The sequence below is a fragment of the Chryseobacterium sp. BIGb0232 genome, from assembly GCF_024810195.1.
In the GTDB taxonomy this organism is placed as follows: Bacteria; Bacteroidota; Bacteroidia; order Flavobacteriales; family Weeksellaceae; genus Chryseobacterium; species Chryseobacterium pennae.
Window position 1 is genome coordinate 916,836 of record NZ_JANUEH010000001.1, and the last position, 14,034, is coordinate 930,869.

The 14,034-nt window shown below is 35.6% G+C and carries 6 protein-coding genes and 3 tRNA genes; 5 read left to right on the forward strand and 4 right to left on the reverse strand.

The genetic code is table 11. The features are described 5' to 3' along the window. Positions 1–16 precede the first annotated feature (16 nt). Together M2372_RS03935 and M2372_RS03940 are read left to right on the forward strand one after the other, a co-directional pair. Entirely contained in the window at positions 17–1,858 is a 1,842-nt protein-coding gene (locus M2372_RS03935) for a lysophospholipid acyltransferase family protein (RefSeq protein WP_115973149.1), read from the forward strand. A 109-nt stretch (positions 1,859–1,967) separates the two neighbouring features. Further along, a tRNA-Phe gene (locus M2372_RS03940) sits at positions 1,968–2,040 on the forward strand. 215 nt (positions 2,041–2,255) lie between these two features. On the opposite strand, the gene M2372_RS03945 is transcribed toward M2372_RS03940, so the two are convergent. After that, positions 2,256–2,996: a hypothetical protein gene (locus M2372_RS03945; RefSeq protein WP_123318266.1), complete on the reverse strand. Its 741-nt coding sequence runs from the start codon at positions 2,994–2,996 to the stop codon at positions 2,256–2,258. Between the two features lie 260 nt (positions 2,997–3,256). Here M2372_RS03945 and M2372_RS03950 point away from each other — a divergent pair. The 3 genes from M2372_RS03950 (at position 3,257) to M2372_RS03960 (ending at position 4,836) form a co-directional block, all read left to right on the forward strand. Further along, positions 3,257–3,329: transfer RNA gene (locus M2372_RS03950), tRNA-Phe, on the forward strand. A gap of 256 nt (positions 3,330–3,585) precedes the next feature. Continuing rightward, a complete protein-coding gene (locus M2372_RS03955) occupies positions 3,586–4,056 on the forward strand; it encodes a hypothetical protein (protein WP_123947287.1) in 471 nt (156 codons plus the stop codon). Between the two features lie 707 nt (positions 4,057–4,763). Beyond that, a tRNA-Phe gene (locus M2372_RS03960) sits at positions 4,764–4,836 on the forward strand. A 124-nt stretch (positions 4,837–4,960) separates the two neighbouring features. Here the strand turns inward: M2372_RS03960 and M2372_RS03965 are convergent. From M2372_RS03965 to M2372_RS03975, 3 genes are all read right to left on the reverse strand, one after another. Continuing rightward, positions 4,961–6,343: a hypothetical protein gene (locus tag M2372_RS03965; RefSeq protein ID WP_123318265.1), complete on the reverse strand. Its 1,383-nt coding sequence runs from the start codon at positions 6,341–6,343 to the stop codon at positions 4,961–4,963. 2 nt (positions 6,344–6,345) lie between these two features. Further along, positions 6,346–7,695 carry a hypothetical protein gene (locus M2372_RS03970; RefSeq protein ID WP_123318264.1) on the reverse strand — a complete coding sequence of 450 codons (1,350 nt, stop codon included), beginning with the start codon at positions 7,693–7,695 and terminating at the stop codon, positions 6,346–6,348. A gap of 87 nt (positions 7,696–7,782) precedes the next feature. Further along, positions 7,783–14,028 carry a hypothetical protein gene (locus M2372_RS03975; protein WP_148060710.1) on the reverse strand — a complete coding sequence of 2,082 codons (6,246 nt, stop codon included), beginning with the start codon at positions 14,026–14,028 and terminating at the stop codon, positions 7,783–7,785. Positions 14,029–14,034 lie beyond the last annotated feature (6 nt).

Genomic DNA, 14,034 nt, shown 5'->3' on the forward strand with positions numbered 1-14,034 from the left:
TTGCGACTAAACACACATGAGTTTAATTTCGAAAAACGATCTGATCAAAGCTTCCGGCTTAAGTAAAATCGGGTTCCTTAAGAATCCGGTGGCATCTGCTGTAATGAGCATTGCCAAAATAAATGAAGTAAATAAATTATACGATAAATTAAAAGATAAGGAAGGCAAAGACTTTTTCGACTCATTTGTAAGAGAAAGAAACTTAAGCTATGTGGCTTTTGAAGAGGATCTGGCAAAGATTCCGAAAACGGGACCGTTTGTTCTGGTTTCCAATCACCCGCTGGGTGCTATTGACGGAATTCTGATGTGCAAGATCTTATCAGAGGTTCGTCCGGATTTTAAGGTAATGGGAAATTTCCTTCTGGAAAAGATCAAACCTATGGAACCGTACGTAATCGCAGTGAACCCTTTTGAAAACAGAAAAGAAGCTTACAGCAGCTCTTCAGGAATGCGTGAGACCCTCAAGCATTTGCAGAATGGAGGCTGTGTAGGTATTTTTCCGGCAGGAGAAGTGTCTAATAAGAACAATCCTTATGGAGAAATTTTAGATAAAGAATGGGAAAAAACGGCACTTAAGCTGATCAGAATGGCTAAAGTGCCGGTAGTTCCTATGTATTTTCATGCCAAGAACAGCCGTCTTTTTTATCAGGTAGCTAAACTTCATCCAAGCCTGCAAACGCTTATGCTTCCTTCAGAAATGATGAATGACAGGGAAAAACCTATCAGAATCAGGATTGGAAAACCAATCTCTGTAAAGGCAATGGATGAAATGGAAACTATTGAAGAATTGGGAGAGTTTCTAAAACGTAAGGTTTATATGATGAAATCTTACTATGAAAAAAGAAAATCTCTGGCTCAAAGTATCAACCTACAGAACCTTACTGTTAAGTTTCCTTTATTAAAAGAAGAAAACATCGTTCAGAACATTATTGATGAAACTCCTATAGAGGATATCGTCAAAGATGTTGATAAACTGAGAGGAACAGAAAAAATGCTGTTCAGCAACGGAAACTACGAGATCTATTTTACAACTTACGAGGAAATTCCTTCTATTATGAGGGAAATCGGGCGTCAGAGAGAGCTTACATTCCGTGCGGTAGGAGAAGGAAGCAATCTTCCTTTTGACCTGGATGAGTATGATAAACATTACCATCACCTGTTCCTTTGGGATAATGGCGAGAAAAAACTTGCAGGAGCCTACAGAATGGCATTGGGTAGAGAGGTCATGAAGAAATATGGCATCAAAGGCTTCTATACCAGCTCTTTATTTGAGTTTGAGCAGGATATTCACCCTTTCTTTAAAAAGGTGATTGAAATGGGCCGTGCTTATATCTGTCAGGAATATCAGCAGAAACCGCTTCCACTTTTCCTTTTATGGAGAGGAATCGTGCATGTATGCCTGAGAAATCCGGATCATAAATTCCTGATGGGAGGGGTAAGTATTTCCAATAAGTTCTCAGAATTCTCAAAGTCTCTGATGATTGAGTTTATGCGTTCCAATTATTTTGATTCTGCAGTAGCTCAGTACATTACCCCGAGAAATGAGTATAAAGTAAAGCTTCGCGACAGGGATAAAAACATTTTCTTTGAGGAAATGGAGTCTGATCTAAACAAACTGGATAAGATCATTGACGATCTTGAACCGGAATTGAGATTACCTGTGCTTATCAAGAAATATATAAAACAAAATGCAAAAGTAATCGCATTCAACGTTGATCCTAACTTCAATGATGCAATTGACGGATTAATGTATATCAGGATCAGTGATCTTCCGGAAAACACGATTAAACCGGTATTGGAAGAGATGAGTGAACAAATCCGAAAGGAGCAGGAAAATAATTCGTCTGATAATCAATAGTTTTTTAGGGTTAAGTAAAAAAAGTACGATGAATACTTGCTTTATATACCAAAACTTGCTACTTTTGCATCACTTTAAAACAACGAAGTAAGTCAAACAAAAATATAATGGTTTCTTAGCTCAGTTGGTAGAGCAATGGATTGAAAATCCATGTGTCCCTGGTTCGATTCCTGGAGAAACCACTTTAAAACCTCTGATTAGTCAGAGGTTTTTTTGTTTTCTTATCTGGTCGCCAATTCACGGATTATTCATGGTAAAGTTATACAGTTGTTCAACACTCTCAGGAAGCCTATTTAAAGGAGATATTTTGTTCATGGCTCTTACAGTACAAGTTTACAGAATAAGCTCATAAATGTCAATTATTACCATGATGGCTGATATTTTTTGAAGGCTATGCTTATTTTATATTACCATCAGCAGTTTTCAATACAATAAGATCCTTTGAAATATTTTGATTTTCGGGTTCCTTCTCTGGATCCCCTTCCCCATTTTCAAAAACATATTCTTTTCCATCTTTATCCAAAAGGCTTATCTGAAGTTTATTTTTTTTCCGAACAGCGCGGAATTCATGGGGATTTGTCCATACATCTGCTGAAAGTGTTCTATTTAAAGTGACAACATTTACAAACTGAAGTGTGTTGTTATTAAACTCATATACAAAGTAAGTCGCATATTCTTCGGTAAAACCTGGAAATAATAAAACGCCTGATAAATCTGTACCATTATAAAGTAAATGACAGTCCTCCTCCACTGTTTCCCAGGAACTGTCATAATAAAAATTAACATTACAGAACTTCCAATCAGCAATGATTTTATGATCTATTCTATATTGGATATAAGCTCTGTCTTCAATATATCTGATCTTAAAACTGTAATCTTTAAAACTAAAATCAAAGCTCTGCATCGGTCCTTCTGCATAATTGCTTACTTTTTTAACCTTCTTAATTTCATTATATATGATTGATCTATTCTCTTCCTCCATTAATCTTTTAAAAGCACTGCTATCTACGACAACAGCTCTGGTATCTACTGTGATGCTGCTACCTTTCTGAATTGCATCATTGGTTTCAGATTCTTTTTTGCAGGAATAAATAACGGTCACCAGACTGATTAATAAAAGGAATTTTACTTTTTTCATATCATTAGTTTTTTAGATCAATACATGGCACTAAATATAGAGGTATTTATCTTATTTTCTGGCTGTTCCAGTAGAATGATAAAAAAGAGTGGACTTCCGCCATTGAGATTTATTACAACAGAACTCTTATTAGAAGGTTTAATAACACTGTCAAAAGACTTCTAACATTGAAAAAAAGACACAAAAAGCTTGTATGGTATTATAAAATATTCTATTTTTGCACCACTTTAAAAACGACAAAGTAAATCAAACAATATAATGGTTTCTTAGCTCAGTTGGTAGAGCAATGGATTGAAAATCCATGTGTCCCTGGTTCGATTCCTGGAGAAACCACTTGAAAAGCCTCTGATTATTCGGAGGCTTTTTTGTTTTTATAGTAATCGTATCTGAATATAGTAAGAATAGCTACATCCTAAACAGGTTTTTCCTTTTACCTGACATACCCTAAATGCAAATCACCTGGATTTGATTTCAAAAAGTGATCTTTCACTTTGCTTTTCTACCTTGATTAATTATGTGTTTTTATTAACTTTCTATTTAAAAACTTTATTACATTTGGGAAATACGACAAAAAACAATTTTAACATTTATGAAAAATCTAATCTTTCTTTTTCTGCTATCTCCATTGGCATGCATGGCTCAATTAAATTATAAGGATCTTACTTTTTTAGCCAATAATAAAATCGATAAAAATATCAAATACATTCAAAATAAAGGTTATACTTTCAGGCAGGAAAAAGTCACCGGAGATGGTACAAAACAAGTTTATTATGAAAAGGGAAAACTAAGCCAAACAATGGTCGTAATGCGAATATTAAATAATCTAAGCGTTGTTGTATCTTATGTTCCTGAAAACAAAAATAATTTTGAAAATATACAGAATGAAGTCAATAAAACAGGATTTAATCTGATAGATTCTACATCAAGCGACAGAGATTCCTGCACTTCTTATCAATCAAAAGAATATTTTACTAAGCTGTGTGAAGTACAATTTCCCGGAAGCTCTGAAAAATCTCACAATATTACTTTTTACAGAAATGATATTGCATCAAACAACTAAATGTCATTCCCAACGGATGATGCTGTATTGAAGTCGGTTTATCTTGCTTTAAAAGAATATAAAGTTACTATCGGCTCTGTATATTCATACATCATTAGGCTTCCTTTCTATCAATATTAAATCAATATTATTATCAAAAGAAAATTTTCCATAAATTCTAGATAGTGAATTGGAATATTCATTCTTTTTAAAAGTATTATCATAGATATAATAACCGTTTTTGTCTTTATTATAAACAAATGATTTAGAATCAAATATTTAATCATGGATAGAGTTTCACAGCCCGGAATGCAAAGAATTATGCATATAAATGAACCCGATCAAAGCATACTATACTATTAGCAATTGCCCGATATAAGTATTATTTTCTTTTTGATACTTATCTTCATTCTTTTATATTATCCAGTACCTACTAAACAGTATTAAGATAGATACAGCCATTACAATTGAAGATTATATTACGTTTAGTATTCTATTAGTTTCAATAAGATTCCAGATATATTAAATTCACTGATCTTGTCACTTTTGTGGTAAAAGCAAAAAAAATCAAACATAAGCAAATCGCTGATGAACAAACGATTGGTATTAAAAGAAAGCCCTCACCATCTATCTTTTCAAAAAAACATTAGAAAAACCTTGCATGGTATTACAAAATGTTATACTTTTGCATCACTTTAAAACAACGAAGTAATAAACAAAAACATAATGGTTTCTTAGCTCAGTTGGTAGAGCAATGGATTGAAAATCCATGTGTCCCTGGTTCGATTCCTGGAGAAACCACTTTAAAGCCTCTGATTTTTCAGAGGTTTTTTTGTTTTTATATAGATCAATATTTTAATAAAAAATAAACTCCCTCAAATTAATTTGAGGGAGTTCTTATATTTAAAAGTAATATTGAATTGTATTATTTTTTAATAATAGCCTTAAGGTTTTCTATTTCTTTATTCTGAGAAATGGCATAGAGTGTTAGCTCTTCAATCTTTTGAAGTAATTTAATCTGAAAATCGCCTAAAGACAATCCGTTATCTGTCATTTCTTTTGCGGAAGGAATTTCAGGAAGATGGCTTTTTTCGGTGATAAATTTTTCAAGATCATGAATTCCTCTTAAGTTATAATCGGAAGCAAAAACATGATCTGCTGTAGGGGTGGCAGACACTAAAAATTCTTTAGCTTCCACTTTTCCCTGAAAGGCTGCATTTCCATTCCTGCTAATAACAAGCTGCCTTCCTCCGTCATATGTTCCACTAGAGATTATAAATGCCTCCGGACCTCCATTTCCAAAGAACCAATTGTTCGTACCATCCGATAATCTGGTCTGAATACCTTGGGTATATCCACCAAAATCAACACTTCTATCTAAATAAATCGTTGGTGAATACTCAAAAACTCTTTGACTTGTGGATTTTACTTCTCCATTTACATTAATATTTCCACCAAATGAGCTTTGTCTGTTTTCAGGGTTAAATGAAACGATCTGATCTTCATACTTTCCAATATAATATTTGTAAATCCTGTTCTGTTCTCCTACAGCTGCAAAACCACCTATATTCTGAGTTCCATCGGATGAAATAAAATGATATCCTCTTGCCCACATTGTTTCATATCCTTTAATGGCAGCACCTCCAATAACAGGAGATTCAGGATCAAATAATATTTTTCCCTGCACATCAAGTGGAGCAATAGGATTCCTTGTTTTTATCCCTACATTTTCATTATAGTGTACAAAATGTTTTCTCTGTCCTGAAAGAGGATTAGTATAGATATCCGAAATTTTAACATCACTAAAATCCTGTGTATCAAACGGACAATAATAAGTAAGCCTAACATCGTATATATTCCCTGAATGATGAGTGTGGTAAATAGTTATTTTATATTGATTGATATTAGCATCCCAGACTATATCTCCAATGTAAATATGATCAGTAATAAGCTCACCTGCTTCTACAATTCTTGATGTAAGTTTATGCCATATGTCATTATCCGGATTAAATCCCAGCTGAAACATTTTTTTTATATTTCCGGCACTATTCCAGTACATATATGTTCCTACAATTTCGATTTCAAGCCGTCCCGCCATTCCTCTGTTTCCCAACAGGATATCGACTGCCTGGTCAGATACATTATGAGGAAATTTAATATCTAAACTTTTTTTAATGTAATTCTTAGGAAATAGCTCTTTGTCTTCCAGACTAGCAAAGCTATCCATCACGTCACCAAATTGTGCTTCTGTAGGTCTTTTCCCAGCTTTGAAATATTCTTTTAGTGCTGCTATTGTTTTTTTTGCCATGATTATTTTGATTTTAAAACATCAATCTCTTTTTTCATGGAGATCATGTATAGTGTCAATTCTTCAATTTTCTGAAGGAGTTTGATTTGAAAATCGCCTACTGAAACTCCATTTTCTGTCATTTCTTTTGCGGAAGGAATTTCCGGAAGGTGGCTTTTTTCAGAAATAAATTGTTCAAGCTCACTGATCTCTCTTAAGCTATAATCTTCTGCGAAAACATGATCTGCTGTAGGAGTAGCTGTGATCACTACATCTTTTGCTTCCAATTTACCATAGATAGCCACATTACCACTCTCTTTCCAGCTCAGAACATTGAATTCATTATCCCCTTTCTTAATTCCCAAAGCACCTCCTGTCCAGCCATAAAGAAAAGGACCATCCAACAATGTGTTATCACTGTTATTCCTTTTATATTTCAGACCATGAGCTAAATCATTACCACCTAACTGGATAGGAAATCCAGCAGCAATATTGATTCCTCCGGCAACATCAAGTTTAGCCTGAGGACCGATGGTTCCAATCCCTACATTTCCAGTATCGGCAATAGTCATTCTAGAACCATAATTATTTCCGTCAGCAGAATAGCTCCAAAACTGTAGCCCATCACCATACTCCCCTGTCATATTATAGATTGTCCAGCGTTCAGCATTATTAGATGCAGTTTTATTAGGATTCTGTAAAACGATAGCACCTCCTTCACTACTATTAACCTTAGATGTAATTGATCCTCTTACGTCAAGCTTCTCCTGTGGATTATCGGTACCAATTCCTACACTTCCGTTATAGTATACTGAATGCTTTCTTTGTCCAACCAATGGTTTAATATAAATATCAGAAAGTCTTGCTTGGTCTATAAATGCTTTCTGACAAGAAAACTGCTTCATTCTTATAGCATATAGGTTTCCTGTGGAGCTTGTATGGTAAATGGTCAGTTTATATTCATGTATAGCTGAATCCCATACAATATCTCCTATATAAATATTATCTACAATAGTTCCTGCTGCTTCTACAATTCTAGCTGTAGTAGGATACCAATCATATCCATCAGGATTAAGTCCAATCTCAAATTGTTTTTTTATAATACCAACACTTGACTGATTTGCGAATGTACCTGCAATTTCAATTTCTAAACTGCTGTTCAGATAGGTATTTCCCAAAAGAATATCTATCGCCATATCAGCCTGTAGATGTGGAAATGTGAAATATAAATCCTTATATTTATAATTATCCGGGAAAATAGTTTTATCTTCTAAATTGGCATAGCTCTCTATAAAATCTCCAAACTGGCTTTCAGTTGGTCTTTTTCCGGCCTTGAAATATTCTTTTAATGCTGCAATTGTTTTCTTTGCCATAATATTTGTTTTTTGGTGAATAGTTCCCCCTTTTCCTTCCGGTAAGGGGGAATTATTTTTGTTATTATTAATTGTGTGAAAGGTTAATTAAGGTCTTACAATGAAAGTTCCCTGTAAGATCATTCCATCTGTTCCGTCATGAGAAATTCCACCGATGTCGGTCCATGTTTCTTCTTTATAAATAGTAAGAATCTTTTCTTCTGTACTGAACATATTGGATGTATTCTGAGATACCATTTTGAAATGATGATACAATACTCTTCCTTCTTCATCTTTAATCTTCATAGGATCCAGTCCTAATTTTTCTACAGGAAGGAAAAACTCATTTCCGGTCATATCAAATGCTTCTGCAAAGAGCCATTCTTCTGTATTGGTTGCCGGATTATTGCCATACACATAGAGTTTTGCTTTTGAGGTATCTTTTTCATCTGTATCTATTCTGGCAATCTCCTTCCAGTTACCCGTTGGGCCCATTTTATAAAGATGATATTTCCCTTTATAGCAAACCTGATCCCAGGATAGAATTACCCAATTGATCACATCAGATTCAACCGGCTCTGAATGATACCTTAACACTGGTGCCGGCGGATTATAATTTTCCACCAACATGGTTACCGTTGTCTTTGAAGGTAATGATGGAGCCTGCTCCTGTACCGTTTTAGTAGCAGGTGGTGATACATTATAATCTGTTGTTGTATACTCTACTTTTCTGGAAGCGACTACACGATAGAAAAGCGGATCGCCATAAGGTTTCTCATCCAGATCTTCAAATTCATCATATACCGTCCATGACCCGTTTTCAGGATTTACTTCTAAATCAGCAATCTTCACTGTTTTAATGTGTTTCATACTTAAGATGGAATCTGCATCCAGTTTGTTGGTTGCCCTGTAAATAGAAATCTCATTGATCTTGTGTACATCAGTATAAGAGTTCACTTCAATCCTTACTTTTGCAGAGATTCCTAATGTTGCATTGTCTACAACCGGCAATAAGCTTAAGATCTTTGGCGGTTCAGCAGGATTGGTATTCACCAGTTTAATAGGTCCCTGAAATTTACTGAACTCTCCCATCTGCATTTGATTTCCTAATTCTCTTACTCCGTAGAAGTAGAAGTTATCCGAAGCACCATCAAGCGTAAAATCGGTAAACAATGTTGAATGGGCAGTTCCTCCTTGGCCTTGGCTATATACAGCTGCCATTGGAGCCATGTCAAAATCCTTATGATCAGTAGGTAGTAAATACCCTGAAGCATCCCTGACATTCTGCTTTTTATTTTTAGGCCTGTGCCCTTTCAGACTGTTGAAATCAAAATTATGAATCTGCTGATAAATAATAGGAACCTCCGTAAGAGGCAGGAAACAGTTGATCATTGCTTCTTTGATAAACTGACCCAGACGTAGCTCACCAGACTGGCCAGATACTGCCTCAATTACAATATAATTAATTGGGTATTCTCCTTTTTTCCATTTTGTTTCATCCAATTGATTAACATATCCACTTTGCCCTACTTTCAATTTAAAATGTTCGTTATGATTTTTAATAAAAAAGTTAATGGCATCAAATAATATTTTACTATTCGGAAGCGGCATGGTAAAGTTTACAGGATTATCCGGCGGAAATGCTTCAAATGATGTTTTAGTATTATCTTCAAGCATTTTGAAGTCAACAAAATTCATCCATCTGTCAGTAAAAAACTCTTCATCATTCCCTCCAAGAGCATTAAGACTGTTTTTAATTTCCACAATCTTTTCCGGTTCATATAAGGAAGCCAGTAATACTGCATTATTCGCTCTGAAAAACTGTACTGAATATGGTTTATGATCATATTCTGTAATAAAGCTATAGGTTGCCTTTCCGAATTTATCCGGTCTGGTGGCATATTGAGAACCTTTTGGCTTTCTAGGCGCCTTTGGTTCCACAATTCTATTGGCAAACATTACAGCAGGAACACTGAATTTAGACTTATACTGAGCTCCCTGCATATCTACATTGTCATGATCTACACTCTTGAATCCAAAGATCGAGTATCTTACATCCTCATTTTCGGGAGGTAAAACAGCATCCTCAATTAAATTATTGGCTTCATTTTTATACAGGTATACCCTGTAAGAAGGATAGTAATTGACAAGAAGATTTTTCCCCATAATAGGGTCTGTAGAAAGTGGTACCGGATCCATAACGGGATCTTCTAGACTAGGTTCAAAATTGAAAATCGGTAGATGAGTAGTATCATCCTCCAGGATTCTGAAGTTCTCATCATAGATATAAAGTACAAGATCTTGGTTGATGTTGATATTTTCAGTTTTCACCACTTTAAAAATAGACCTGGATTCTTTAGGAACTCCATTATTATAGTTTTCCACGGTGAACAATCTCACAATACCATTAAACCATTCTACAGAGTTGGCATTCGGTAAATACTGGGAATTCTGTGCAAGTTGGAATCCTGGGAATGTAATCCTATACACTCCCCTGTGAACCTTACGGCTATTAGCTGGATTATCAATAACCTCACCTTTTTTATTCTGATATTTGTCTAGTAATTCGAAATGCAGTTCCACTTTTGCATTTTTCCAGAACCCTCTACTCTTTTCAAGGAATCTCTGAACAGATCCGTCTGATTGCTGAGTATGAATAATCTCTCTATGGATTTTCCAATCATTAGTCCCAATCTTCACCTTCAGTGAGTTCGGATTTTTAGGACCCCAGGTTGGTGTATTCTGCATATTTTCAGTGGCGCTGAACAACCCTTCAGTTCCGGGACTGAATGCAGGAAGCACTAAACTGCTCTGATCGATTACTGGTGAAGTACCGGAAATAATAGCCGCACTTGGTGCTTTTTTAAACACCGTAAATTTCAATCCTAAAGGTTTTACTTCAATACCATTAATGATATAGCTTTCACCATCCAATAAGAAAATTCCTCCGATAAAATCATTGACGGTAGTTCCTGCAGGAATTTCCGATTTTAAAGTATTCTCCTGAATTGAAGGTTGGGCAGGATTAGCAGATCCTGAAGGAATAGTTCCTCCTGAACTTGGAAGGGTATAATCTACCGTTTCAATCTCAGCCAAAAGTTGATTATTCGGGTGATGGTTGATACTTTCGACCTTCGCAGAAATCTCCTTCATGGTATAATTTCTGTAGAAAATCTCCACTTCATCTGCCATTACTTCTTTATCATCCGGGAAGATGACATCCGGATCCAGGTAGTAATCATCATCTAACGTAGAATCAAATGGAATAGGATATACAATTTCGTCCTGATAAATGTGATGATCAAAGCCTAATCTTACCAAAGTTTTATCCGGATCTGCGATGTTACTTCGACGGGTTTGTTCTCCCCCAGAGGTAAGGGTTACCGGATTTTCTTTCTGAATAAGGAAAGCTGTTGTTGCCGTTGGAGGTAATAACCTGTTGTTGGGTTTAATCTTGGTATCTATTGACAATTCCTCTCCTCCTATCTGTGCTCTTGAAAACCAGTTGATTCCATATCCTTTATAAAAATAAGTTCCGCTTTTATCCTGCTTATGCATATACAATGGTGCATAAGTATTGGGAATCTGAAGAGGTAAGGTTTCATAAGAATTAGGGGAATTATCTACATTAAAATATTTTGTATCATGACATAATTCCGGTTTTATCCATGTGTAATCATCTGCTTTCCCAGGTTCTACAACACGGTATTCAAGACCTGCATATACAGGAACCGTGAATGAAGATGCATCAAATTTCTGAGCTGATCCAAAGAAAACAGGGTTTACTTCAAGTTCAGGAATCTGGTGATTATAAATACTGATGTAACGGTATTTTCCATTATGAGAATATCCTTCTGCATCATATAACCCTGCAGACTGCGGATTATCAGCATCCATTCCTTTATTCAGTTTCAACAGTTTTACAGGCAGTGAAAGTCTTTCGATTTCAGTAGAAACAGGAAGAGACATTGAAAGCAGCTGATAGCTCTTATCCTCTGAATTGATATCCAGATTTTTATTGGTATAGTATTCTGCGATGTAAATAAATTCTCTTCCGAAAACATCTTCTTTGATATCAAGATATCCTAACCCCAACATTCTTGCTACATGGTAATCCAGGGCAGCAATATTTAAAATATCCAGATTGGAAACCTGCATATCGCCTTGCTCAGGAAGGTTCGTGCTAACTTCAACCACCTGCTGTGAGCCTGTAGGTGAAAGGTTAATTGAAATGGTTTCATTCGCTTTTGGATTCTGCTGATCATTACTCAGCTCTACATATCTTTGAACTACCGTTTGAATATCTCTGTCTAAAGGCCCCACAGATGAATGTTCCCATTTTTTATGGTAGTTCCCGATATTTACATAAGCTTTATCATTATATCTTAGCCATGCTCCATCAACAGGATTCTCACCAGGTAAGGGATCTAACCTTTCAAAAGCGACATCTGCTTTATCCGTAAGAGAGAATTCTCCCATTAGTTCCCATGCGTTAGCCTGATTTCTATTGATGATAAAATCTGAATAGAACTCAAAGTTAATTTCAGTAACCATACAATTGTTAGCTCTGAAACGCAAAGTTTTTCCGTTCTCTACATTAAAATAAGTGTAGTTAAGATCGTTCCCGTAAGGCATTGCTCTATATGAAAGCTGCTGTTGGGATGTGTTATTCGGTTCTCCTACAGAAAGCGCCTCCAGCTCCAGACGTGAATCTGTCTGCGAGTCTATTTTCAGCTCTGCAGCAAAGAAAATATCTGTTTTACAAAGAATCTCTATAATTTCATAACCATATAGCTGCATGAATTTAAGAGGATCAGACATTGGATCTACAGACATTCTTACCTGTGCATATTTTGTTTTATTTTTGAAATAGACATAAAAAATTCTACTGTCATTATTAAACTTATACACCCACATTTTCTTATTGTCATCAATAAGCTGAGGAACCTGTGCAAATTCTAAAGTGAAAATCTGCTTTTCATAAGGAGCTCTGTATACATTTACAAAGTCACTAGGTTTGTTGAAATTGTTTTTATTGTCTGTCAATTTTCCTTTAGGAAGGTGATTTTCTCCTAATTCACCTCCAAATCCCCATCTCAGATGGATTCCCTTGGTACTGTCTTCTCCTTTGGAGCCTGCAGCCTGGAGATAGAAATTAGGGGTTTGCAGCCCCGAAAATTCATTGAAAGGAATTGTAATTCCATTTCCACTACATGCATCGCCCTGAGTACGTAATTTGTTTGTGATATTAAAATTCAGAGGTTCCTGCATCCAACCTGCACGATTAGTATGATAAGGAGCCTTCTCTTGCTCAAAAGTTCTTTCTGATAATCTAAATTTATTATCCTGAGATGTGTTACAGGTATTGATTGTATTGTCTACAAGCCCTGTAAAATAGGAGTTATAAAACCCTCTAATTGTCACCTCATTATCAGCAATCTGATCAATAACCATTTCTCTGCCATTGGCTTTTTTAACCCATATTGGGTCATAACCCGATGTAGGGTCTGCATATAAAGAAAAGCTAAAGTTACGTCCCTTTTCTGTCTGAGCATAGAAAAAGTCTTTTCCATAAGTAAATGTAGCTGGTTTACCTTCCCAAGCTTCATATAAAAACACATTTTTTCGATTGGCAACCAATGCAGGAATATTGTTAACTTTACCAGACATATACAACTCATATGAACTGTTAACCTTTCTGCAATGAACCCCATTCAAAACGATAGGTTTTCCGCCTGCAGAAACATACGTCACAGAATCTGCTGGTGTATATACCTGTCCAGATAAGCATACTCCACGTTCTACCTCATCGAGAGTTTCATTAGCACTGATAAAAACCAATTCACTGTAGGTGCTAATCCCGGTAACTTCCAGAGTTGCCTCTGGATTACCGTTATTAATAATATCTGCACTATACTCCGCTTTTCCATCACTGCGTAATATAAGAGTTTTGTTGGTCTTTTTGTCTACATTATGAAAAGTAAGATAAACCATTGAATCAACAAATATGGTTGCATAAATGTGACTTTCATCTGTTTCAATGAATGGATAGCTATAACACCATGCTATTTGTCCATTTCCGTTGATTTTCATCACAACAGGAGTTATCTTGGAAGTTATCCCCACAACAGCAAAATTACCGTCTTTGAATGGTAACACCTTAACAAAGGTTGTATCTTCTCCCTGAGGAGACTGAAAAACTTTACTCCATATTGGATTCCCGCTTTCGTCAAGAACTGTAATCAGTCCCGATGAATCTACGGTTCCTACCTCCATTACATATCCCTGATTCTTCGCAGAAGAATTAATTATTCCGCTAGAACCTGAATAATTATAATTTTTAAAAAAACTCATTTTAGA